This window comes from Streptomyces sp. NPDC087310, from assembly GCF_044744405.1.
GTDB lineage: Bacteria > Actinomycetota > Actinomycetes > Streptomycetales > Streptomycetaceae > Streptomyces.
The window spans coordinates 120,861-142,805 of sequence record NZ_JBIUYF010000006.1; the positions used below are offsets into that span (position 1 = coordinate 120,861).

21 protein-coding genes are annotated in these 21,945 nt (G+C 72.2%); 13 read left to right on the forward strand and 8 right to left on the reverse strand.

The genetic code is table 11. The features are described from left to right. Window positions 1–278: 278 nt before the first annotated feature. Genes ACIO3P_RS23450 through ACIO3P_RS23465 form a run of 4 tightly spaced genes read left to right on the forward strand, consistent with a single transcriptional unit; the run spans window position 279 to window position 6,519 of the window. Window positions 279–2,189 (forward strand): methylmalonyl-CoA mutase family protein, encoded by a 1,911-nt coding sequence (locus tag ACIO3P_RS23450; RefSeq protein WP_401851991.1) that lies wholly within the window; start codon window positions 279–281, stop codon window positions 2,187–2,189. Continuing rightward, window positions 2,189–4,390, forward strand: coding sequence for a methylmalonyl-CoA mutase (gene scpA, locus ACIO3P_RS23455; protein ID WP_401789870.1), 2,202 nt, complete (start codon window positions 2,189–2,191; stop codon window positions 4,388–4,390). The genes ACIO3P_RS23450 and scpA overlap by 1 nt, the downstream gene beginning before the upstream one ends. Before the next feature lie 4 nt (window positions 4,391–4,394). Next, a complete protein-coding gene (gene meaB / locus ACIO3P_RS23460) occupies window positions 4,395–5,381 on the forward strand; it encodes a methylmalonyl Co-A mutase-associated GTPase MeaB (protein ID WP_329823170.1) in 987 nt (328 codons plus the stop codon). A gap of 52 nt (window positions 5,382–5,433) precedes the next feature. Beyond that, on the forward strand, window positions 5,434–6,519 hold the full coding sequence (locus tag ACIO3P_RS23465; RefSeq protein ID WP_401789873.1) for an enoyl-CoA hydratase/isomerase family protein: 1,086 nt from the start codon (window positions 5,434–5,436) through the stop codon (window positions 6,517–6,519). Window positions 6,520–6,526: 7 nt separating this feature from the next. On the opposite strand, the gene ACIO3P_RS23470 is transcribed toward ACIO3P_RS23465, so the two are convergent. Continuing rightward, window positions 6,527–7,249 carry a TVP38/TMEM64 family protein gene (locus ACIO3P_RS23470; RefSeq protein WP_401851995.1) on the reverse strand — a complete coding sequence of 241 codons (723 nt, stop codon included), beginning with the start codon at window positions 7,247–7,249 and terminating at the stop codon, window positions 6,527–6,529. 378 nt (window positions 7,250–7,627) lie between these two features. On the opposite strand from ACIO3P_RS23470, the gene tuf reads away from it, so the two are divergent. Genes tuf through ACIO3P_RS23485 form a run of 3 tightly spaced genes read left to right on the forward strand, consistent with a single transcriptional unit; the run spans window position 7,628 to window position 10,400 of the window. Then, window positions 7,628–8,806 (forward strand): elongation factor Tu, encoded by a 1,179-nt coding sequence (tuf, locus tag ACIO3P_RS23475; protein WP_401789875.1) that lies wholly within the window; start codon window positions 7,628–7,630, stop codon window positions 8,804–8,806. 57 nt (window positions 8,807–8,863) lie between these two features. After that, entirely contained in the window at window positions 8,864–9,724 is an 861-nt protein-coding gene (locus ACIO3P_RS23480) for a spermidine synthase (RefSeq protein ID WP_401851997.1), read from the forward strand. Between the two features lie 28 nt (window positions 9,725–9,752). After that, on the forward strand, window positions 9,753–10,400 hold the full coding sequence (locus ACIO3P_RS23485) for a class I SAM-dependent methyltransferase (protein ID WP_329823165.1): 648 nt from the start codon (window positions 9,753–9,755) through the stop codon (window positions 10,398–10,400). Window positions 10,401–10,508: 108 nt separating this feature from the next. On the opposite strand, the gene ACIO3P_RS23490 is transcribed toward ACIO3P_RS23485, so the two are convergent. After that, window positions 10,509–11,594 carry a hypothetical protein gene (locus ACIO3P_RS23490; protein ID WP_329823164.1) on the reverse strand — a complete coding sequence of 362 codons (1,086 nt, stop codon included), beginning with the start codon at window positions 11,592–11,594 and terminating at the stop codon, window positions 10,509–10,511. A 93-nt stretch (window positions 11,595–11,687) separates the two neighbouring features. On the opposite strand from ACIO3P_RS23490, the gene ACIO3P_RS23495 reads away from it, so the two are divergent. The 3 genes from ACIO3P_RS23495 (at window position 11,688) to ACIO3P_RS23505 (ending at window position 14,314) form a co-directional block, all read left to right on the forward strand. Next, window positions 11,688–12,140: a DUF4442 domain-containing protein gene (locus ACIO3P_RS23495; protein ID WP_329823163.1), complete on the forward strand. Its 453-nt coding sequence runs from the start codon at window positions 11,688–11,690 to the stop codon at window positions 12,138–12,140. Between the two features lie 171 nt (window positions 12,141–12,311). Next, window positions 12,312–12,980 (forward strand): DedA family protein, encoded by a 669-nt coding sequence (locus tag ACIO3P_RS23500; protein ID WP_329823162.1) that lies wholly within the window; start codon window positions 12,312–12,314, stop codon window positions 12,978–12,980. A gap of 107 nt (window positions 12,981–13,087) precedes the next feature. Continuing rightward, a complete protein-coding gene (locus tag ACIO3P_RS23505; protein WP_401789881.1) occupies window positions 13,088–14,314 on the forward strand; it encodes a cytochrome P450 in 1,227 nt (408 codons plus the stop codon). A 125-nt stretch (window positions 14,315–14,439) separates the two neighbouring features. Here the strand turns inward: ACIO3P_RS23505 and ACIO3P_RS23510 are convergent, their stop codons facing one another. From ACIO3P_RS23510 to ACIO3P_RS23530, 5 genes are all read right to left on the reverse strand, one after another. Continuing rightward, window positions 14,440–15,708: a cytochrome P450 gene (locus ACIO3P_RS23510; protein WP_401852002.1), complete on the reverse strand. Its 1,269-nt coding sequence runs from the start codon at window positions 15,706–15,708 to the stop codon at window positions 14,440–14,442. Next, window positions 15,705–16,319 carry an ATP/GTP-binding protein gene (locus ACIO3P_RS23515; protein ID WP_329823159.1) on the reverse strand — a complete coding sequence of 205 codons (615 nt, stop codon included), beginning with the start codon at window positions 16,317–16,319 and terminating at the stop codon, window positions 15,705–15,707. Before ACIO3P_RS23515 ends, ACIO3P_RS23510 begins: the two co-directional genes overlap by 4 nt. Further along, window positions 16,300–16,656 carry a DUF742 domain-containing protein gene (locus tag ACIO3P_RS23520; protein ID WP_329823158.1) on the reverse strand — a complete coding sequence of 119 codons (357 nt, stop codon included), beginning with the start codon at window positions 16,654–16,656 and terminating at the stop codon, window positions 16,300–16,302. The genes ACIO3P_RS23515 and ACIO3P_RS23520 overlap by 20 nt, the downstream gene beginning before the upstream one ends. Then, window positions 16,653–17,072: a roadblock/LC7 domain-containing protein gene (locus ACIO3P_RS23525; RefSeq protein WP_329823157.1), complete on the reverse strand. Its 420-nt coding sequence runs from the start codon at window positions 17,070–17,072 to the stop codon at window positions 16,653–16,655. Before ACIO3P_RS23525 ends, ACIO3P_RS23520 begins: the two co-directional genes overlap by 4 nt. A gap of 117 nt (window positions 17,073–17,189) precedes the next feature. Next, window positions 17,190–19,043 (reverse strand): ATP-binding protein, encoded by a 1,854-nt coding sequence (locus tag ACIO3P_RS23530; protein ID WP_401852005.1) that lies wholly within the window; start codon window positions 19,041–19,043, stop codon window positions 17,190–17,192. 529 nt (window positions 19,044–19,572) lie between these two features. Between ACIO3P_RS23530 and ACIO3P_RS23535 the strand changes: the two genes are divergently transcribed. Beyond that, the gene (locus ACIO3P_RS23535) at window positions 19,573–20,145 is read left to right on the forward strand and encodes an XRE family transcriptional regulator (protein WP_329823155.1); all 573 of its coding nucleotides are present in this window, start codon (window positions 19,573–19,575) and stop codon (window positions 20,143–20,145) included. Between the two features lie 56 nt (window positions 20,146–20,201). Here ACIO3P_RS23535 and ACIO3P_RS23540 read toward each other — a convergent pair whose 3' ends face one another. After that, a complete protein-coding gene (locus ACIO3P_RS23540; protein WP_329823154.1) occupies window positions 20,202–20,648 on the reverse strand; it encodes a CoA-binding protein in 447 nt (148 codons plus the stop codon). A 123-nt stretch (window positions 20,649–20,771) separates the two neighbouring features. Here ACIO3P_RS23540 and ACIO3P_RS23545 point away from each other — a divergent pair, with 123 nt between their 5' ends. Then, window positions 20,772–21,188, forward strand: a complete 417-nt coding sequence (locus ACIO3P_RS23545; protein WP_401852008.1) for a cold-shock protein — start codon at window positions 20,772–20,774, stop codon at window positions 21,186–21,188. Window positions 21,189–21,255: 67 nt separating this feature from the next. After that, a complete protein-coding gene (locus ACIO3P_RS23550; RefSeq protein ID WP_329823152.1) occupies window positions 21,256–21,891 on the forward strand; it encodes a YigZ family protein in 636 nt (211 codons plus the stop codon). The last annotated feature ends 54 nt before the right edge of the window (window positions 21,892–21,945 follow it).

Here is a 21,945-nt window from a genome sequence, read left to right on the forward strand (position 1 = left end):
AAACTATGGCGATCTCGTCGTCCCGGGCGTGGGCAGCGTAGCGCCTGCGGGTGAACGGACGGCGGCAGGGATCTGACGCCACGGGGTCCGCCGTACGGCATGCGCCGCCCTCGCGCGCCGTACGCGCCGCACCCTCCGCACCGCGCGCCGCATGCGCGGGGCCCCTGTTACCGCGTATCGGCCCTCGGGAAACCCCCGCACCGGCGAAAACAGGGGGAGGGCAACCTCACAGTCGTGCGCTCTGCTGCGCGATGAGAGCGCTGTCCTACGATCACGCCATGACGGTCCTCAATGACGACGGGCTCTCCCTGGCAGCCGAGTTCCCCGATGCGACCCGCGAGCAGTGGCAGAACCTGGTGTCAGGTGTGCTGCGCAAGTCGGGCCGTGACGTCGCGGGGGCAGCGGCCGAGGAGGCGCTCTCCACCCCGCTCCAGGACGGGCTGTTCACCCGTCCGCTCTACACGGCGGAAGACGCCCCCGGCGGTGCCTCGGACGGTACCGGCGGCGCCCCCGGCCTCGGCGGTTTCCCCGGCTTCGCGCCGTTCACCCGGGGCGGCAGACCGCAGGGCGGTGCCGTCTCCGGCTGGGACGTACGCCAGCGGCACACGCGTTCCGACCCCACCCTGACCAACGAGGCGGTCCTCTCCGACCTGGAGAACGGCGTCACCTCCCTGTGGCTCACCGTCGGCGCGGACGGCGTGCCCGTCCCCGCGCTGGCCGCCGCGCTGGACGGCGTCTATCTCGACCTGGCGCCCGTCGCGCTCGACGCGGGCGACGAATTCGCTCCCGCCGCACGCGAGTTGCTGAGGATCTACGACGAGCGCGGAGTGGACCGCGAGGCCGCGCGCGGCACCCTCGGCGCCGACCCGGTCGGCCGATTCGCCCGCACCGGACGGGAAGTGACGGACCGTACGGCCGAGGCCGCCGAACTCGCCGCGCTCTGCGACCGCGAACGCCCCGGCCTGCGCGCCATCGCCGTGGACGCCCTGCCCTACCACGAGGCCGGCGCCTCCGACGCGCAGGAACTGGGCTGTTCGCTCGCCACCGGCGTCGGCTGGCTGCGCGACCTCACCGCCAGCGGGCTCTCCGTGGACGCCGCCTGCGGCCAGCTCGAATTCCGTTACGCGGCCACCGCCGACCAGTTCCTCACCATCGCCAAACTCCGCGCCGCCCGGCGGCTGTGGGCCCGCGTCGCCGAGGTCAGCGGCGCGGGCCCCGCCGCCTCGGCGCAGCGTCAGCACGCCGTCACCTCGGCGGTGATGATGACCCGCCGCGACCCCTGGGTGAACATGCTGCGCACCACGGTCGCCGCGCTGGCCGCCGGGGTGGGCGGCGCCGACGCCGTGACCGTACTGCCCTTCGACCACGCCCTCGGGCTCCCCGACGCCTTCGCCCGCAGGATCGCCCGCAACACCTCGACGATCCTCCTGGAGGAGTCCCACCTCGGCCGGGTCATCGACCCGGCGGGCGGCTCCTGGTACGTCGAGCGGCTCACCGACGAACTCGCCCACGCCGCCTGGGCCTGGTTCCAGGAGATCGAACGCGCCGGCGGCCAGCGCGCCGCCCTGCGCTCCGGACTCGTCGGCGAACGGCTCGCCGCCACCTGGGCCGAGCGCTCCACGAAGCTCGCCGAGCGGCGCGAACCCATCACCGGTGTCAGCGAGTTCCCGCAGCTCGCCCAGGCCCCGGTGGAGCGCGAGGCGCCGCCCGCGCCGCCCACCGGCGGACTGCCCGTCGTCCACCGCGACGAGGCGTACGAGGAGCTGCGCGCCCGTTCCGACGCGCACCTCGCCTCCACCGGCGCCCGGCCCCGGGTCTTCCTCGCCGCGCTCGGACCCGCCGCCGCGCACACCGCGCGGGCCACCTTCGCCACCAGCCTCTTCCAGGCCGGCGGCATCGAACCCGTCCACGACCCCGTGACGGTCGACGCGGCGACCGCCGCCGACGCCTTCACCCGCAGCGGGGCGGGCGTCGCCTGCATCTGCTCCAGCGACGCGCTCTACGCCGAGGGCGCCGCACCCGTCGCCCAGGCGCTCAAGTCGGCGGGCGCGCACCAGGTGTTCCTCGCCGGCCGCCCCGGCGAACAGCGTGAGACCTATGTACGGGCCGGGGTCGACGACTTCGTCGTCGCGGGCGGCGACGCGATCGCCGTTCTCACCTCGGTCCTCGACCGTATGGGAGTGGCGTGATGGGGATCCCCGACTTCACCGAGATCGAGCTGGGCCCCGGTGACGGCGCCGGGACCACCGTCGACCAGTGGCGCACGGCCGTCAAGGAACAGACCGGGAAGGGCGACGACGACCTCCGCTGGGACACCCCGGAGGGCATCGCCGTCAAACCGCTCTACACGGCCGAGGACCTGACCGGGCTCGACTTCCTCGGCACGTACCCCGGGATCGCGCCGTACCTGCGCGGCCCGTACCCGACGATGTACGTCAACCAGCCCTGGACCATCCGGCAGTACGCCGGGTTTTCCACCGCCGAGGAGTCCAACGCCTTCTACCGGCGCAACCTCGCCGCCGGACAGAAGGGCCTCTCGGTCGCCTTCGACCTGCCGACCCACCGCGGCTACGACAGCGACCACCCCCGGGTCACCGGCGACGTCGGCATGGCCGGGGTCGCCATCGACTCGATCTACGACATGCGCCAGCTCTTCGACGGCATCCCGCTCGACAGGATGAGCGTCTCGATGACGATGAACGGCGCCGTACTGCCCGTACTCGCCCTCTACATCGTCGCCGCCGAGGAACAGGGCGTACCGCCCGAGAAGCTGGCCGGGACCATCCAGAACGACATCCTCAAGGAGTTCATGGTCCGCAACACCTACATCTATCCGCCGAAACCCTCGATGCGGATCATCTCCGACATCTTCGCGTACACCTCGCAGAAGATGCCGCGCTACAACTCCATCTCCATCTCCGGCTACCACATCCAGGAAGCCGGCGCGACGGCCGACCTGGAGCTGGCCTACACCCTCGCCGACGGTGTCGAGTACCTGCGCGCCGGACTCGGGGCCGGGCTCGACGTGGATGCGTTCGCGCCCCGGCTCTCCTTCTTCTGGGCCATCGGCATGAACTTCTTCATGGAGATCGCCAAGTTGCGGGCGGCCCGGCTCCTCTGGGCCAAGCTGGTCAAGAAGTTCGACCCGCAGAACGCCAAGTCGCTCTCCCTGCGCACCCATTCACAGACCTCCGGCTGGTCGCTCACCGCGCAGGACGTCTTCAACAACGTCACCCGCACCTGCGTCGAGGCGATGGCCGCGACCCAGGGCCACACCCAGTCGCTGCACACCAACGCGCTGGACGAGGCGCTGGCCCTGCCCACCGACTTCTCCGCCCGGATCGCCCGCAACACCCAGCTCCTCATCCAGCAGGAGTCCGGCACCTGCCGGGTCACCGACCCGTGGGGCGGCAGCGCGTACGTGGAGAAGCTCACCTACGACCTCGCGCGCCGCGCCTGGCAGCACATCGAGGAGGTCGAGGCGGCCGGCGGCATGGCGCAGGCCATCGACGCGGGCATCCCCAAACTCCGGGTGGAGGAGGCCGCCGCCCGCACCCAGGCGCGGATCGACTCCGGGCGCCAGCCCGTCATCGGCGTCAACAAGTACCGCGTCGAGACCGACGAGAAGATCGACGTCCTCAAGGTCGACAACTCCTCCGTACGCACCCAGCAGATCGAGAAGCTGCGCCGGCTGCGCGCCGAGCGCTCCGAGCCCGCCTGCCAGGACGCGCTGCGCGCGCTCACCGCCGCGGCGCAGGCCGGCTCGCGCCCCGGGCTCGACGGCAACCTGCTCGCCCTCGCCGTGGACGCCGCCCGCGCCAAGGCGACCGTCGGCGAGATCTCCGACGCCCTGGAGAAGGTGTACGGGCGCCACTCGGGCCAGATCCGTACCATCGCCGGTGTGTACCGCAACGAGGCAGGCAGCTCCCCGGCAGTCGAGCGCACCCGCGCCGCGGTCGAGGACTTCGAGGAGGCCGAGGGGCGCCGCCCCCGCATCCTGGTGGCCAAGATGGGCCAGGACGGCCACGACCGCGGCCAGAAGGTGATCGCGACCGCCTTCGCCGACCTGGGCTTCGACGTCGACGTCGGCCCGCTGTTCCAGACGCCGGGCGAGGTGGCCCGGCAGGCGGTCGAGGCCGACGCGCACATCGTCGGCGTCTCCTCGCTGGCCGCCGGGCACCTCACCCTCGTACCGGCGCTCCGTGAGGAACTCGCCGCCGAGGGCCGGGAGGACATCATGATCGTCGTCGGCGGGGTGATCCCGCCCCAGGACATCGAGGAACTGCGCCGGGCGGGCGCCGCCGCGGTGTTCCCGCCGGGCACGGTGATCCCCGACGCGGCGCACGACCTGCTGGTCTCGCTGGCCGCCTCGCTCGGCCACGAGCGGTGAGCGCGTGGCACCCCGGATCGACATCGACAGCTACGCCAAGGGCGTCCTGGACGGCTCCCGTTCGTACATCGCCCGCGCCGTCACCCTGGTGGAGTCCACCAGGACCGACCACCGGGCGCTCGCACAGCGGCTGCTGACCGAACTGCTGCCGCACTCGGGGCGGGCCCGCCGCATCGGGATCAGCGGCGTGCCCGGGGTCGGCAAGTCGACCTTCATCGACGCGCTCGGCACCCTGCTCACCGGCCTGGGCCACCGGGTCGCCGTCCTGGCCGTCGACCCGTCCTCCAGCCGGACCGGCGGCTCCATCCTGGGCGACAAGACCCGGATGGAGCGGCTGGCCGTGGACCCGGCCGCGTTCGTCCGCCCCTCGCCCACGGCGGGCACCCTGGGCGGCGTCGCCAAGGCGACCCGCGAGACGATCATCGTGATGGAGGCGGCGGGGTACGACGTCGTGCTCGTCGAGACCGTGGGCGTGGGACAGTCGGAGACCACCGTCGCCAACATGGTCGACTCGTTCCTGCTGCTCACCCTCGCGCGCACCGGCGACCAGCTCCAGGGCATCAAGAAGGGCGTCCTGGAACTGGCCGACGTCATCACCGTCAACAAGGCCGACGGCCCGCACGAACGCGACGCCCGCTCCGCCGCCCGCGAACTCGCCGGTGCGCTGCGGCTGATGCACCCGGTGGACGCGGCCTGGACGCCCCCGGTGCTCAGTTGCAGCGCCCGCGAGGGGACCGGGCTCGACACGGTGTGGGAACGGCTCGAACAGCACCGCCAGGTCCTCGACGCCGACGGCCGCCTCGCGCGCAAGCGCAGCGACCAGCAGGTCGACTGGGCCTGGACGATGGTCCGCGACCATCTGCTGGACCGGCTGCGTGAGCACCCGGGGGTACGGGAGGTGGCGCCCGCCCTGGAGCGGGAGGTACGGGAGGGCACGCTCACCGCGACGCTCGCCGCCGAACGGATCATCGCGGCGCTGGCCCTGCCGTGACCCCGCCCACCGGCCCGCCGGGACGCCCGCGCCGTACCCGATACTGGGCGGTATGGTCCACGACGACGAACCCGTGCTGCTCGGCCGGACGGGCGGCACGGCCCGCATCACGCTGAACCGCCCGCGCGCCCTCAACGCCCTCACCCACCCCATGGTGGTGACGATCGCCGCCGCCCTGGACCGCTGGGAGCACGATCCGGGCGTCACGGCTGTGATCCTCTCCGGCGCCGGGGAGCGCGGGCTCTGCGCCGGCGGCGACATCCGCGCCATCCACGAGGACGCCCGTACCGGCGGAGGCGCCTCGGCCGCCTTCTGGCGCGACGAGTACCGGCTCAACTCCCGTATCGCCCACTTCCCCAAGCCCTTCGTCGCGCTGATGGACGGCATCGTGATGGGCGGCGGCGTCGGCCTCTCCGGACACGCGGGGGTGCGGATCGTCACCGAGCGGTCCGCCGTCGCCATGCCCGAGACCGCCATCGGCCTCGTCCCCGACGTCGGCGGCACCTATCTGCTGGCCCGCGCGCCCGGCCAACTCGGCACCCACCTCGCCCTCACCGGGAACACGGCGGGCGCGGCGGACGCCCTGCTGTGCGGGCTCGCCGACCACTTCGTACCCTCCGAGCGGCTGACCGCGCTCGGCGAGGCGCTGGCCGCGCCCGGGGTGCGGGACACGGCGGACGTACGGGAGACGGTGCTGCGGTACGCGGCCACGCCCCCCGAGGGCCGGCTCGCCGCGGACCGCGCGTGGATCGACGCCTGTTACGGGGCCGGCTCGGTGCCGGAGATCGTCGACCGGCTGCTGGACAGCGGGCTGCCCGCGGCCAAGGACACCGCGCAGACGCTGCTCTCCCGCTCACCGACGGCCCTGAAGGCGACGCTCGCCGCGATGCGCCGTGACGGCCCGCCCAGCACCCTGGAGGAGGTGCTCGACCGGGCCTACCGCGCCTCGTGCGCAGCGCTCACCCACCCCGATCTGGTGGAGGGGATCCGCGCCAGGGTCGTCGACAAGGACCGCGATCCGCGGTGGTCCCCCAAGGAGCTGGCGCAGGTCACGGAGGCGGACGTGGCACGGTTCGCGGCCCCGCCGCCCGGCGGCGACCTCGGACTGGCCGGGGGAACGGCGCACCTCGCGCCCTGAGCCGCGGCTACGGGCGGCTTCCCGCGAGACGGTGCCGCTCACGCCAGGCGAGGACACCCGCGCCCACCGCCGTGACCACGATGAACCCCGTCGCCACCAAGAACGCCGGTGACGTCGGGGAGGTCGCCCGGCTGCCCGCGACCACATACGCCGCGGTGTTCGGGACCGAACCGATCGCCGTCGCCAGCAGGAACGGCGCCGCCCGCATCCGGGACACCGCCGCGCAGTAGTTCGCCGCGGCGAACGGCACCCCGGGGAAGAGCCGGATCGCCAGCATCGACCGGAAACCGTGGCCGCTGAGCTGCCCGTCCGCCGCCTTCAGCCAGCGGCCCCGCAACAGGGGCCGCAGCGCCTGCTGTCCGAGACAGCGGCCGAGCGCGAAGGACGCCCCGGCGGCCAGCACCGTCCCCCCGAGCGCCGCCGCCAGCCCGAACACCGAGCCGAAGAGCGCGCCCGCGGCGAGATTGAGCAGCGGGCGCGGGACGAACGCCGTGGCGCACAGCCCGTACGCCACGGCGAACAGCGCCACGGCCGGGCCCCCGCCGAGCTGGGCCGGCCAGCCGTCGGCGAGCAGCCGCTGCGGCTCGTACAGCACCACCAGGGTGGCCGCCGTGCCCAGCACGACGACCAGCACGGCGAACCGGAACCAGGGCGAGAGCAGCGCTCCGGAGCGGTGGTCAGCGACAACAGGGCCTTGGTCCGGGGAAGACCGGGGGACGGTGTCGAGCATCCGGGGAGACTAACCGACCCGAGGGAGGAGCGACGTAAAGTGTGGCGCACGTCGTACCGGACCCGCCCGCCACGAGGCCGCTCCGGCCGCCGGATCCGCCAACCGCCGGGCCGGGGAAAACCATTCGACGCGGCGCCCGGCATGGGACAGGATCAGCCCCATGTTCCGGTACGCCTTCCTCGCAGCGCCGTCCGCAGTCGCGGACGCGCCGAAGGCTGCCGCACACCTGACAGCGGCGCCGCTCGCAGCAGCAGCCGTCGCGGCGCCCCTCGGCGGCGCCCGAAGCTGACCCTTCCCGGAACGTCCGGCGGACCCCACAGGGGGAGGGTCGGCAAGGCCCAGGGGTCCCGCTCACGCTTCGAGTTCAGGCAGGAACCAATGCCCAAGACGGCATACGTGCGCACCAAGCCGCACGTCAACATCGGCACCATGGGCCACGTCGACCACGGCAAGACCACCTTGACCGCCGCCATCACCAAAGTCCTCAGCGACCGGGGGACCGGCACCTTCGTGCCCTTCGACCGGATCGACCGGGCCCCGGAGGAGGCCGCCCGGGGGATCACCATCAACATCGCGCACGTCGAGTACGAGACCGACACCCGGCACTACGCGCATGTCGACATGCCCGGCCACGCCGACTACATCAAGAACATGGTCACCGGCGCGGCCCAGCTCGACGGGGCGATCCTCGTCGTGTCCGCGCTCGAAGGGATCATGCCGCAGACCGCCGAGCACGTCCTGCTCGCCCGCCAGGTCGGCGTAAACCACATCGTCGTCGCCCTCACCAAGGCGGACCTGGGCGACGACGAACTGACCGACCTGGTCGAGCTGGAGGTCCGCGAACTGCTCACCGAGCACGGCTACGGCGGCGACGCGGTGCCCGTCGTACGGGTCTCCGCGCTGGGCGCGCTGGCGGGGCAGCCACGGTGGACCGCCGCCGTGGAGGCGCTGCTCGACGCCGTCGACACGTATGTGCCGATGCCGGTCAGATACACCGACGCGCCGTTCCTTCTCCCGGTGGAGAACGTCCTCACCATCACCGGACGCGGCACGGTCGTCACCGGCGCCGTCGAGCGCGGCACGGTGCGCGTCGGGGACCGGGTGGAGGTGCTCGGCGGCGACACGGGACCGCAGGCCACCACCGTCACCGGCCTGGAGACCTTCGGCAAGCCGATGGAGTCCGCCGAGGCCGGCGACAACGTCGCGCTGCTGCTGCGCGGGGTGCCGCGCGACGCGGTCCGCCGGGGCCATGTCGTCACGGCGCCGGACAGCGTCGTACCGAGCAGGCGCTTCACCGCGCGGGTGTACGTCCTGTCCACCAAGGAGGGCGGCAGGACCACACCGGTGAGCAGCGGCTACCGGCCGCAGTTCTACATCCGTACGGCGGACGTCGTCGGCGACATCGACCTGGGCGCGACGGGCGTGGCGCGCCCCGGGGACACGGTCACCGTGACCGTGGAGCTGGGCCGCGACATCCCGCTGGAGCCGGGACTCGGCTTCGCGATCCGGGAGGGCGGCCGTACGGTCGGCGCCGGTACGGTCACCTCGCTGCTGTGACGACGCCGCCCCCGGGGCCCGGGAGACCGGGTCCCGGGGGCGGCGCACAATGGAACGGTGAACGAGCCGATCCCCGTCATCCGCGCCGTCGACAGCGGCATCGCCAAGCTCCTGCCCGACGTGGACCGGGAGCGGGCCTGGCTGCTGACGGTCGACGGCGCGCCCCAGTCGTACGTGGACCTGGACGAGCCGGCGCATCTGGAGTTCGAGTACGTACGGCGCCTCGCCCATGTCGTCGACTGCGCAGCGTCCGCCCCGGGGGCGGCGATCCCCGCGCCGCTCACCGTGCTCCACCTCGGCGGCGGCGCCTTCACCCTGCCCCGCTACGTCGCCGCGACCCGGCCAGGCTCCGCGCAGTCCGTGGTGGAGGCCGACGCGGCGCTGCTGGCACTGGTCGAGCAGGAGCTGCCGATACCCGCCGGCGCGGGGATCACCGCCCACACGGCGGACGCCCGCCGCTTCCTCGAAACGGCGCCCGACCGCTCCGTGGACATCCTGATCGCCGATGTCTTCGGCGGCTCGCGCATCCCCGCGCACCTCACCTCCGTCGAGTACGCGCGGGAGGCCGCCCGGGTGCTGCGTACCGACGGGATCTACGCCGCCAATCTCGCGGACGGCGCCCCGTTCGCCTTTCTCCGCTCACAACTGGCCACTTTCGCCACGGCCTTCGAGGAGCTGGCGCTGATCGCGGAACCGTCCGTACTGCGCGGGCGCCGCTTCGGCAACGCCGTCCTGGTCGCCTCGCACCGCCCGCTCGACACGGCGTCCCTGGCCCGTCGTACCGCCTCGGACGCCTTCCCCGCCCGCGTCGAACACGGCGCTTCGCTACGGCGGTTCACCGGGAACGCGGCACCCGTACGGGACAGCGGAGCGGTCCCCTCGCCCCAGCCTCCGGACGGCGCGTTCTCCGTCGACTGAGATGTGGGCTGCCGCTACTGTCCTCGCCATGACCGAACCCACCTATCTGCGCGACACCCGCGACGGCTACGACAAGATCTCCGCCGACTACGCCGAGCGTTTCCCCACCATGCTGGCGGACGGGCCACTGGGCCGCGCCATGCTCACCGCCTTCGCCGAGTCGGTACAGGCCGCCGGGGGCGGCCCCGTCGTCGAAGTGGGGAGCGGGGCGGGCCGGGTGACCGGGTACCTGGACTCCCTCGGCGTGCGCGTCTCCGGTGTCGATCTGTCCCCTGCGATGGTGGCGCTGGCCCGGCGCAACCACCCGGAGCTGCGCTTCGAGGAGGGATCGATGACCGCGCTGGACCTCCCGGACGGCTCCCTCGCCGGCCTCGTCGCCTGGTACTCCGTCATCCATGTCCCGCCGGAGCTGCATCCCGGGGTGTTCGCGGAGTTCCACCGGGTGGTGGCCCCGGACGGCCACCTCCTGGTCGGCTTCCAGGTCGGCGACGAACCGCTGAGCTTCACCGAGGCGTTCGGCCACACCGTCTCCCTCGACTTCCACCGGCTCTCGCCCGACCGGGTCACCGACGCGCTGGAGAAGGCCGGCTTCACGGTGGAGGCCCGTCTGGTGCGCGAGCCCAGCGGCGACGAGAAGGTCCCGCAGGCGTACCTCATGGCCCGCCGGCGCGCGTAGACCGTTCCCCAGGAGCCGGGTCGAGTCGACGCCCGGTCCCGGCACCGCGAGAGCCGCCGCTGGCCAGCGGCGGCTCTCGCGGTGGTCAACGGCGTTCGCCGTGGCCGGTCAGGACTCCGGGGTCGTCCCCGAGAGCCGGACCGTGCCCATGATCTTCTTCATCGTCGCCTCGGGCACCTCGTCCGCCACACCCTTGTTGGCGTACAGCACCCACGTCGAGTAGTCGCCCTTGGCGGTGGTGAAGGTGAAGGCGATCGACTTGCCGTCGGTGTCGCACTTGTTCTTCTTGTCGAGACCCGTGGACTCGGCCGTCGTGAAGTGCCCCTTGAGCCCTGCCGTGGTGGTGAACTCCTCGGGCTTGCCGACCTTGATCTTCTTCCTCAGCGTGGCCTTCGGCTCGTGCTGGCCGTACGCGGCCCACACCCAGCTCCCCGCCTCGTTCTCCGAGGCCGTCGCCGTGTCCGAGGCGCCCTGGGCGCCCTTCGTGCCGGTGCCGGCGAGGCTGCTGTACTCCAGCTTGCCGTCCTTGTCGGTGTCCTGCGAGCACCACTCGGACTTGAGGAAGGCCGGAGCGGAGAAGGAGATCGCGGGCGATCCGTCACCCTTCTCGACATCCTCGAAACCGGATATGACGCCCGTCTTCGAGACCTCCCAGTCGGCGGGAACGTCGAACTGCGTCCCGTACTTGGGGTTGGTCACGACCTTCCAGCCGTCGATCTGCGGCTTGGCCGCGGCGCCGTTGCGCGGGTTCTCCTGGGACGCGCCCGTGTCCGGCTCCTCCGCGCCGGACTCCGACGCGGAGGCGGACGCCTTCGAGTCGGCCGCCTTGTCGCTCGAACCGTCGTCCTTGCCCAGGACGAAGAACGCCGTACCCGCGGCGGTGAGCACGACCACGGCCGCCGCGACGACCGCCACGACCGTCGTCCTCTTCTTGTCGTCGCCCGAGGGCCCGGCCCCGCCGGGCTGCCCCGGTGCGGGGTACTGCAGCGGCACCGTCGGCTGCTGGTACGGGTTGGGCTGCTGGTATCCGGGCTGCTGGGTCTCCGGCTGCTGCGGATAGCCGTAACCGGGCTGCTGTTGATACCCCGGCTGCTGGTACGGGTTCGGCTGCTGGTACCCCGGCTGCTGGTACGGATTGGGATTCTGGTCCTGCGGGTTCTGCTCGCCCCCGGGCGGCTGCTGTCCTGGCCACATGGCCAGTAACGATAGAGGGGAGCCCATGGGGCTGTGACGTCCGCCCCGTCAGGGGATGGTGAAGTCTCCTACCCGTGGGTAACATAATCGTCCATGAGCGCTGATCAGATGTCCGTCGGCGAGATGCTCGCCGCGACCGTTCCCATGGCCAGGACCCTCGGCCTCGACTACCTGGAGATCACCCCGGAGCGGGCCGTCGTCCGCCTCCCCGACCAGCCCGACTACCACAACCACGTCGGCGGACCGCACGCCGGAGCGATGTTCACCCTCGCCGAGTCCGCCAGCGGCGCGATCGTGATCGCCGCCTTCGGCCACCTCCTCGACCGGGTCGTTCCCCTCGCTGTCAAGGCGGAGATCAGCTACAAGAAGCTCGCGATGGGCCCGGTCACCGCCGCCGCCGTCCTCGGCCGCCCGGCCGCGGACGTCGTCGCGGAACTGGACGCCGGCGGGCGCCCCGAATTCCCCGTGGCCGTCACCCTCACCCGGGAGGACGGGGCGGTCACCGGGGAGATGACCGTGGTCTGGATCCTCCGCCCCCACTCCTGAGCCCGCCCCTGATCCTGAGCCCGCTGCCACTCCTGAGACCGCTCCGATCTTGAGCTGTTCGCGGATTCCTGACCCCGCCCGCTCACCGGGTAGGCTGCCCGGCGTGCGCCCGCGCGGCGCGCGCCGGGCCCGTCGGCCCACCGAACCAGGGATGCACAGGAGGAACCGCCGTTGCACGTCCAGGAGTGGCTCGAGACCGTCCCCGCGGTGAGTATTTACATCCTGGTCGGGGTGGTCATCGGACTGGAGAGCCTCGGTATCCCGCTGCCCGGCGAGATCGTCCTCGTCAGCTCCGCGCTGCTCGCCTCCCAGCACGGTGACATCAACCCGTACATCCTCGGCGCCTGCGCCACGGCCGGCGCGATCATCGGCGACTCGATCGGCTACGCCATCGGACGCAAGGGCGGCAGGCCCCTGCTCGGCTGGCTCGGCGCCAAGTTCCCCAAGCACTTCGGCGCCGACCAGATCGCGATGGCGGAGCGGTCGTTCGAGAAGTGGGGCATGTGGGCCGTCTTCTTCGGCCGCTTCGTCGCCCTGCTCCGGATCTTCGCCGGACCGCTCGCGGGCGTCCTGCGCATGCCGTACTGGAAGTTCCTGATCGCCAACGTGCTGGGCGGCATCGTCTGGGCGGGCGGCACGACCGCCGTCGTCTACTCGGTGGGCGTCGTCGCCGAGGCGTGGCTCAAGCGCTTCTCCTGGCTGGGACTGCTGCTCGCCGTGCTCATCGGGATCACCTCCATGCTCGTCCTGAAGAACCGCGCCAAGAAGGCCGGCGAACAGGCGCGGCAGGCCAGGGCCGTGGAGTCGGCCGAGCCGGACACCGTACCCGTCACGGACTGACCTACCCCGGACAGGCCAGGAGGTGGCCTGTTTCTGTTGGCCGATGATCAATACCCTTGGCGGTGCCGTCCGTTACCGATCGGACCGGCACCGACCGAGGGAGCGCCATGGCCACCGCACAGCAGATCCCGGACATACTGTCACCGGAGTTCGCGGAGAACCCCTACCCGGCCTACGCGGCGATGCGGGAGAGTGCACCGCTCATCTGGCACGAGGCCACGAAGAGCTACATCATCTCCCGGTACGACGACGTCGAACGGGCCTTCAAGGACAAGGAGTCGGTGTTCACCACCGACAACTACGACTGGCAGATCGAGCCCGTGCACGGCAAGACGATCCTGCAGCTCAGCGGGCGGGAGCACGCCGTACGCCGCGCGTTGGTCGCCCCGGCCTTCCGCGGCAGTGATCTGCGGGACAAGTTCCAGCCCGTCATCGAGCGCAACTCCCGGGAACTGATCGACGCGTTCCGGCACACCGGCTCCGTCGACCTGGTGGAGGCGTACGCCACCCGCTTCCCCGTCAACGTCATAGCCGACATGCTGGGCCTCGACAAGGCCGACCACGGCCGCTTCCACGGCTGGTACACCGCGGTCATCGCCTTCCTCGGCAACCTCTCCGGCGACCCCGAGGTGACGGCGGCCGGCGAGCGGACCCGGATCGAGTTCGCCGAGTACATGCTGCCGATCATCCGGGAGCGCCGCGACCACCTCGGGGACGACCTGCTCTCCACCCTCTGCGCCGCCGAGGTCGACGGCGTACGGATGAGCGACGAGGACATCAAGGCGTTCTGCAGCCTGCTGCTCGCCGCCGGCGGCGAGACCACCGACAAGGCGATCGCCAGCATCTTCGCCAACCTCCTGCTCCACCCCGAGCAGCTCGCCGCCGTACAGCGGGACCGTACGCTGATCGACCGGGCCTTCGCGGAGACGCTCCGGTTCACCCCGCCGGTGCACATGATCATGCGGCAGACGGCCACGGACGTGGAGCTGAGCGGCGGGACCGTGCCGGCCGGCGCGACGGTCACCTGCCTGATCGGGGCGGCCAACCGCGACGCCTCGCACTACCGGGAGCCGGACTCCTTCGACATCTTCCGTGACGATCTGACCACCACGACGGCGTTCTCCGCGGCGGCCGACCATCTCGCCTTCGCCCTCGGCCGCCACTTCTGCGTCGGGGCGCTGCTGGCCAGAGCCGAGGTCGAGACCGGGATCAACCACCTGCTGGACGCGATGCCGGACATCCGGCTGGCGGACGGCTTCGACCCGGTCGAGCAGGGGGTGTTCACCCGGGGACCGCAGTCCCTGCCGGTGGAGTTCACACCGGTCGGAGGGTGACGGAAACCGCCGGGCCCGGAGATCCCCGGGCCCGGCGGACGGTACGTATGTCAGCGCAGGTCAGCGCAGGTCAGCGCAGGTCGGCGTACGGCTGCGTAGGTCTGCGTGCAGCCGCGTACGCCCGGCTACTGCGCCGCGGGCGTGAAGCGCACCGGCAGCGCGGTCAGCCCGCGCATCCAGATCGACGGCCGCCACATCAGCTCGTGCGGCTCCACCGCCAGCACCACGTCCGGCAGCCGCTCCAGCAGCGTCTCCACCGCCGTACGGGCGATGACGTCCGCGAGGAGCGGACCCGGGTAGAGACAGCGGTGCTCACCGTTGCTGAACGACAGGTGCGCCGAGTTCTCCGCCCCGACATGGCCCTCGGGCCAGATCTGCGGGTCGGTGTTGGCCGCGGCGAAGCCGAGGACCAGACAGTCGCCCGCCTTGATGTGCCGCCCGGCGAGCTGGGTGTCGCGCACCGCCCACCGGCCGACGAAGTTCTGGGTCGGGGTGTCCAGCCACAGCACCTCGTTGAGGGCCTGCCCGACACTGAGCCGCCCGCCCGAGACGTTCAGCGCGAACCGGTCGTCGGTCAGCAGCAGCCGCAGGGAGTTGCAGATCCAGTTGGCCGTCGGCTGCTGGGCGGCGGCGATCAGGGTGATGAGGTCCTGGACGACCTCCTCGTCCGTCAGCCCGGCGGGATGCGCCAGCATCCGCGAGGTGACATCGGTGCCCGGGGTGCTCCGCTTCTCCTTGACGAGCTGCTCTATGCGCGCCTGCACCCGCAGATACGCGGCGACCGGGTCGTCGTCCTCGGGGGCGTCCAGCGAGATCCGCAGGTCCCGTACGAGATCCTCGGTGTCCTCGCCGCCGAGGGGCATCCCGCAGAGCTGGACCACGGCGCGCATCGGCAGCGCGTGCGCGAACGCGGCCATCAGCTCGGCCTCGCCGCTGCCCGCGAACCGGTCGATGAGACTCTCCGCGATCTCCCGGCAGCTGTGGGCGAGTTCGAACTGGTCGACGGCCTCCAGCGCCTCCGTGATCACCCCGGCGCGCCGCTGGTGCTCCGCGCCCTCGGTGAACAGCAGCGAGGGCTGGTAGCCGACGAACGGCATCAGCGGCCAGTCGGCCGGGATGTTCGGCCACTGGTTCCAGCGCCGCGAGTCCCGGGCGAACAGCTCGTCGTGGCCGGTGACGTAGGAGACCTCGGAGTAGCCGAGCACCAGCCAGGCGGGGATGTCCCCGTCGAGCAGGATGGGCGCGACCGCGCCGTGCTCCCTGCGCAGGGCGCGGTAGAGCTGGGACGGCGTCTGCTGGTATTCGAGGCCGCTCAGCCGTACGGCGCCGCCGGCGTGCGCGGGGCAGCCGGGCGGCGGCGCCTGTCCTTCAACAGGTGCTGCGGGGTGGTTCATGGTGTCAGCTCCCGGGCCATGGCCAGTTCGTAGAGGTGGTCCACGAGGGTGATCAGGACGTTCTTGCCGGACGACCGTACCCGAGCGTCGCAGTCGATCAGCGGTACGTGCTCCGGCAGCGAGAGGGCCTGGCGGATCTCGTCGAGCGAGAACGCCGAGACGTCGTCGTCGAACCGGTTGACGGCCACCACGAACGGCGTCCGGTGGTGTTCGAGCCGGTCGATGGCGTACCAGGAATCGCTCATCCGCCGGGTGTCGACCAGGACGACCGCGCCGAGCGTGCCGGAGAAGAGGCGGTCCCACAGGAACCAGAACCGCTCCTGGCCGGGCGCTCCGAACAGGTAGAGCACCATGCGCTCGTTGAGGCTGATGCGGCCGAAGTCGAAGGCGACGGTCGTGGTCGTCTTCGTGGCCAGCCCGGCGGTCTCGTCGACGCCGACCCCGGCCTGCGTCATGATCTCTTCGGTGTTGAGCGGCCGGATCTCGCTGACCGACCGGACCAGGGTGGTCTTGCCGACCCCGAAGCCGCCCACGACGACGATCTTCAGACCGGTCTCGGCGGCGTCGCTCAGCGGGGTACGCGCCGGCAGCTCAGAGGTTGCGGAGTCCAAGGAGTACCTCCTTCAGAAGAGCGGAGTCGGGCAGATCGGCGGAGCGCGCCGCGCGCGGGTGCCGGGCGGTGATACGGCCCGTCGCGAGGAGATCGCCGAGGAGGATCCGTACCACCGTCACGGGCAGCCGCAGCTCGGCGGCGATCTCGACGACCGCCGTGGGGTGGCCGCACAACTCCAGGATCCTGACGTGCTCCGACTGCATCCCGGCGGTCGGAGCGCACTCGCTGACGATCAGGGTGACGAGATCGAACGTGTCGTCGTCGACCCGGCTCCGGCCACCCGTGACGGTGTACAGCCGGTCGGGATCCCCGGTGTCGACGGGCCGCCTGGTCATGAGCGGGGACTGCCCTGGGCGGGTGTGCGGGGTTCGGCCCGCAGATGCTCACCGATCTGCTCGACCAGTTCGGTCATCTGATGGCCCACCACACCGGGGTCGGCGCCGTCCTCGGCCACGACCGCGAGATGCGCTCCGTCGCCGGCCTCCACGATGAACAGCAGCCCGCCGTGGAACTCCGTCATGGAGTGGCGTACGCCGCCGCTGCCGCTCCCGAACTCCACCGAGGCGCCCTGGGCGAGCGCCTGGATGCCGGAACAGATGGCGGACAACTGGTCGGCCTGGTCGAGGGTGAGGTGGCGGCTCCAGCAGAGCTTCAGTCCGTCACGGGAGAGCACGAGGGCGTGCCGGGTGCCGGGGGTGCGCTCCAACAGGTTCTCAAGAAGCCAGGTCAGGCTGTTGTCTGTGGTCTGCATGGTGTGCGTGGGGCGGGATGGAGCCGGTGGTCCGGTCACCTGCCCGTGCCTCCTTCTCGCGTTCCGGGGTGGGGGATGGGCGCCGATACGCCGGGCGCCGTACGGGTGGGCGCTGTCCTATCCGGCCGGAGTGCCGGGGGTGGCGGAGGCGCCGGGAGCGTCGGGCGGGCCGGCCGGGTCCTGGGGCGGGGACGCGGGAGCGGCCGGTGACCGCCCGCCGTCGGACTGCCCGCCGTCGGACTGCCCGCCGTCGGGCTGCCCGCCTTCCGAAGGCGCGTCGGCCGGGGCGCCGGTGGCCTCGGCCGCGTTGCGCGCGCGGTGGAAGGCGCCGAACTGGGCGCCCGCGTCGCGGCGTTCGGGCCGGCGGGCCGTGGGCTCCGGCTCCGGGTGCGGCCGGCCGCGGTCGGCGGCGGCCATCGTACGGCCGGGCGGGCGTACGGGCAGGCCGCCGGGCGTGGCGACGCGGGGCCCGCCGCCCGTGGCGGACGGGGAGGGCAGCACGGGCCACGCCGTGGACGTGGGGACGGGCGGGGGCGGCGGGGCGGTGGTCACCCGCGGGGCCACGACGGGCGGAACGGTCGCCTCCGGTGCCGGGCGGCGCAGCGACTGCTCGGGCGCCATGCCGCGCTGCTGGGCCATGAGCTGCGGCGGGAAGAGGACGACGACGCCGGTGCCGCCGCGTGACGAGGGCCGGTAGTTGACGCTGATGTGGTACTTGGCGGCCAGCCGGCCGACCACGGCCAGACCGAGCCGGGTGCCCTGGAGCATCGCGAGGTCGGTGACCCGGCCCGAGACGGACTCCTCGGCGCGGCGCATCGCGGCGGCGGCCATCTTCAGGCCGCTGTCCTCGATGGTCACCACGACGCCCGCGGTGCGCTCCTCGACATAGACATGGACCTCGTCGATCGGCGGGGAGAAGTTCGCCGCGTTGTCCATCAGTTCGGCGAGCAGGTGCATCACGGGCTCGGCGGCGAACCCGGCGATCGCGGCCTTGCTGGAGCAGTGCAGCCTGACGCGCTGGTAGGCGGCGATACGGCCGACCGCGCCGCGCAGGATGGACTCCATCCCGATCGGCTTGTTCCAGGCGCGGCTCGCGCGCCCGCCCATCAGCAGGGCCAGCCGGTCGGTGAGCAGCCCGAGTTGCGAGGTGTTGTGGTCGAGCCTGAGGAGGTCGCCGAAGACCTCCTCGCCGTACCGGTCCTGCATCTCGCGCAGGTCGGCCAGCATGGACACGGCCTTGGCCTGCACCCGGCTCAGCGCCTTGGCGCTCGCCGCCTGCGCCGCCGCGGCGCGCCGCTCACTGATGGCGAACTCCCGGACCACGGCGTCCACCAGGACGCGCAGCCGCGGGTCGGTGGGGGGTACGAGGGTGGCGAGCACGGTGTCGGCGGAGCCGCCGGCGCGCAGTCCGGCGAGTGCGTCGGGGAGTGTCTTGCCGGTGAGCAGGTCCAGTTCGTCGGCGGCCTTGGTCAGCCGGACCACTGCGGTCTCGCTGTCGGCGAGCGCCTGGCCCGCGCGGGTCTCGGCCGCGGCGATCTCGCCCGTGAACAGCTCCAGGACACGGCGGAGTTGCGGGTCGGACGGGGGCGGGGTGCTCGCGAAGGTCTCCTGGGCGCTCGCGCCCTCGCGGAGCTTCTTGACGACCGCGGGCAGCGTGACGTTCAGCAGATGCGCGCCGTCCGCGCCGCTCTGGGCGAGTTGCGTCTGCGCGGACCTGCTCTCGTTCTGCGCCGACGCCGCGGCGCGCCGCGCTCTGCGCAGCAGCAGCGCGGCGGTGACGACGGTGGCGGCCAGACAGACCCAGGTGACGGCGACGGTGGCGGCCACCCAGCCACGGGCCGGTCCGGGCGCCGCGGCGACCACGGCTCCTGCGGCGGCGCCGGCCACGACCAGCAGGGTCAGCGGGACGGCGAGCGACAACGACCGTGTCGTGGGTATGCGGTGCGGACTGGGGGCGACAGGCACTGACATTCCGCGGTCCCTCGGTACTTGAGTGCGGGGGGAACAGACCGGCCGACCTGCGGGCTTCGGCCGCACGGGCGGGATCTGACACCGATGGGGACGGCGATCTTCCGCACCACATGTGGCGCTCATGCTAACCACGGGACGCGGTACGGAAGCACTCAGGGCCCCCCGAGCCCACAGAACGAGCGACTTCGTCCCGAAGTCGCTGCTTGTGTCGGGGCGACATGGTAGAGAGAGGCGACCGTTACAAGCTGGGTCATATGCGCCCACTCTGCACCGGAGTGACGCCTGGGAGAGGCCGGAGTGACATCCGTGGGGCGGATCCGGCTGCGGATACGTTTTCCCGCGCGGCGTCATCCGGCGTCATCGAGCACCCGGAGCGATGGTTTTCGGTCAACTGTCCACGTCACATCTGAGGGTCCGGTGCCGGGTGAGGCCGGAGGGACGAGGCTCGCAGTACAGTGCGATGCATGCCCGGGTGCACCACAAAGTAGTGCAATGTACTGAACCTCTCCATGAACATATTGGACGGAATGTGTCGGACCTCGATCAGCTCACCCAGTCGCTCGCCCGCAATCTCAAGCGCTGGCGCGGCGAGCGGGGCTTCACGCTCGACGCCCTCGCGGCCCGTGCGGGGGTCAGCCGCGGGATGATCATCCAGATCGAGCAGGCCCGTACCAATCCGAGCGTCGGCACCACCGTCAAGATCGCCGACGCGCTCGGGGTCCCCATCACCGCTCTGCTCGACTACGAACAGGGCACCCATGTCAGGGTCGTCCCCGAGGGCCAGGCCGTACGGCTGTGGTCCACCCCGGCGGGCAGCCGCAGCACCCTCCTGATCGGCGCGGAGGCGCGCGGCCCGCTGGAGCTGTGGTCGTGGACGCTGATGCCCGGGGACGCCAGCGCCTCCGACCCGCACCGGCCCGGCACCACCGAACTGCTCCATGTGACCGCCGGTGAGCTGACGCTCCTCGTCGACGGCGAGCCGCACTCCGTACCGGCGGGCGCGTCGGCGACCTTCGAGGCCGACGTCCCGCACGTCTACCGCAACGACGGTTCCGAAACGGTCGAAATGATCATGTCGATCTCCGTCCCGCCGGTGCGCTGACCAGCCGTCCGCGCGGGTCGGGGCGGAGCCCGGACCGGTCAGCCGGGCCCCGGTGGTCAGCCGAGCCGGGGGATCTCGATCGCGGGGCAGCGGTCCATCACCATCGCGACCCCGGCCGCGCGCGTCCGCTCGTACGCCTGCTCGTCGATCACCCCGAGCTGGAACCAGACGGCCTTCGCGCCGACGGCGACCGCCTCGTCCGCGACCGCTCCGGCCAGCTCGCTGTTGACGAAGACATCCACCACGTCCACGGGGAAGGGGATGTCGGCGAGCGAGGCGTACCCGCGCTCGCCGTGCACCGTCTCGGCCTTGGGGTGCACCGGTACGACGCGCTTGCCGTAGCGCTGGAGCACCGCGGCCACGCCGTAGGCGGCCCGGGAGGTGTTGGCGGACAGGCCCACGACGGCCCAGGTGTCGCCACCCCGCTGAAGGATCTCGCGGATCGTCCCCGGGTCGGCGTGCCCGGCCTGTGCGTTTCCGGTCTGTGCTCTCTCTGCGTCCATGTCAGGGCAACGGATTCGCCGCGTACGTCATTCCACGAGCCACCGTGCCGGTTCACCGCGCAGGACGGGGCGTGCCATCCTGGCCGCGGTGTACGAGGTCCTGGTTCGCGTGGAGGTGGGGTTGTGCTGAGGACGGGAAAGATCCAGCGGTTCGACGAGACACGTGGGTACGGGTTCATCATCCCGAACGAGGGGGGTGACGACGTGTTCATGCACGCGAACGACCTGCTGGACGAGAAGTACCTCTACCAGGCGGGCCGTGAGGTCGAGTTCTTCGTGGAGATGGGGGACAAGGGGCCGAAGGCGTCGGAGATCCGGCTCATCCACCAGCCCTCGCAGCGCCGCCCGGCGCGCGACCTCGCGTCGGGCCCGGTGACGTACGGGACGGCGGGCGACGGCGAACCGACCGCGGCCGGTCTGCGCGGCGAGCTCACCGAGGCGCTGCTGGAGGCGGACGGCACCCTGACCGCCGACCAGATCAAGCGGGTCAGGGCGCGCGTGGTCGAACTGGCCCGCGCGCACGGCTGGATCACCGCCTGACCCCTCGGCCCCTGGGGCGCCCCCCGGAAGGTCGGGGCGGCGACCGGGCCCCGCATAGGGTGGGGGCATGCAGGAGCAGTACCGGACCGTCGCCCGCGCGGGCGTCCACGAGACCGAGGTCAACCGGTCGCGCTTCCTCTGCGCGCTGGCACCGGCGGCGACCGAGGAGGAGGCGCAGGAGTTCGTCGCGCGCGTCCGCAAGGAGCACCCGACGGCCACGCACCACTGCTTCGCGTACGTGATCGGCGCCGACGCCTCCGTGCAGCGGGCGAGCGACGACGGCGAGCCGGGCGGCACGGCCGGTGCGCCGATGCTCCAGATGCTGATGCGGCGTGAGGTGCGCTACACGGTGGCGGTCGTCACCCGCTACTACGGTGGGGTCAAGCTCGGCGCCGGCGGTCTGATCAGGGCGTACGGGGGAGCGGTCGGCGAGGCACTGGACGCCCTCGGCACCCGGACCAGGCGGCGCTTCCGGCAGGTCACCGTCACCGTCGACCACCAGCGCGCGGGCCGGCTGGAGAACGATCTGCGCGCCACGGGACGCGCGGTGCGCGAGGTGCGGTACGCGGAGGCGGTGACCATCGCGCTGGGGCTGCCGGACGCGGAGGTCGACGCGTTCCGCGCCTGGCTCGCGGACACGACGGCGGGCACGGCCGCCCTGGAGCTGGGCGGGGAGGCGTACGGCGATGGCCCCCCGGAGTGAGTCCCGCGCCCGCGCGGCCGGCAGAACGAACCGCAGGGACTGAGCGAGCTGGAC

What these genes read in the sequence shown, in the direction of transcription:
- ACIO3P_RS23450 (WP_401851991.1), top strand. Translation starts at nt 279, where the DNA reads ATGACGGTCCTCAATGACGACGGGCTCTCCCTGGCAGCCGAGTTCCCC.
- scpA (WP_401789870.1), top strand. Translation starts at nt 2,189, where the DNA reads ATGGGGATCCCCGACTTCACCGAGATCGAGCTGGGCCCCGGTGACGGC.
- ACIO3P_RS23465 (WP_401789873.1), top strand. Translation starts at nt 5,434, where the DNA reads ATGGTCCACGACGACGAACCCGTGCTGCTCGGCCGGACGGGCGGCACG.
- ACIO3P_RS23470 (WP_401851995.1), bottom strand. Translation starts at nt 7,249, where the DNA reads ATGCTCGACACCGTCCCCCGGTCTTCCCCGGACCAAGGCCCTGTTGTC.
- tuf (WP_401789875.1), top strand. Translation starts at nt 7,628, where the DNA reads ATGCCCAAGACGGCATACGTGCGCACCAAGCCGCACGTCAACATCGGC.
- ACIO3P_RS23485 (WP_329823165.1), top strand. Translation starts at nt 9,753, where the DNA reads ATGACCGAACCCACCTATCTGCGCGACACCCGCGACGGCTACGACAAG.
- ACIO3P_RS23490 (WP_329823164.1), bottom strand. Translation starts at nt 11,594, where the DNA reads ATGTGGCCAGGACAGCAGCCGCCCGGGGGCGAGCAGAACCCGCAGGAC.
- ACIO3P_RS23495 (WP_329823163.1), top strand. Translation starts at nt 11,688, where the DNA reads ATGAGCGCTGATCAGATGTCCGTCGGCGAGATGCTCGCCGCGACCGTT.
- ACIO3P_RS23505 (WP_401789881.1), top strand. Translation starts at nt 13,088, where the DNA reads ATGGCCACCGCACAGCAGATCCCGGACATACTGTCACCGGAGTTCGCG.
- ACIO3P_RS23510 (WP_401852002.1), bottom strand. Translation starts at nt 15,708, where the DNA reads ATGAACCACCCCGCAGCACCTGTTGAAGGACAGGCGCCGCCGCCCGGC.
- ACIO3P_RS23520 (WP_329823158.1), bottom strand. Translation starts at nt 16,656, where the DNA reads ATGACCAGGCGGCCCGTCGACACCGGGGATCCCGACCGGCTGTACACC.
- ACIO3P_RS23525 (WP_329823157.1), bottom strand. Translation starts at nt 17,072, where the DNA reads ATGCAGACCACAGACAACAGCCTGACCTGGCTTCTTGAGAACCTGTTG.
- ACIO3P_RS23530 (WP_401852005.1), bottom strand. Translation starts at nt 19,043, where the DNA reads ATGTCAGTGCCTGTCGCCCCCAGTCCGCACCGCATACCCACGACACGG.
- ACIO3P_RS23540 (WP_329823154.1), bottom strand. Translation starts at nt 20,648, where the DNA reads ATGGACGCAGAGAGAGCACAGACCGGAAACGCACAGGCCGGGCACGCC.
- ACIO3P_RS23550 (WP_329823152.1), top strand. Translation starts at nt 21,256, where the DNA reads ATGCAGGAGCAGTACCGGACCGTCGCCCGCGCGGGCGTCCACGAGACC.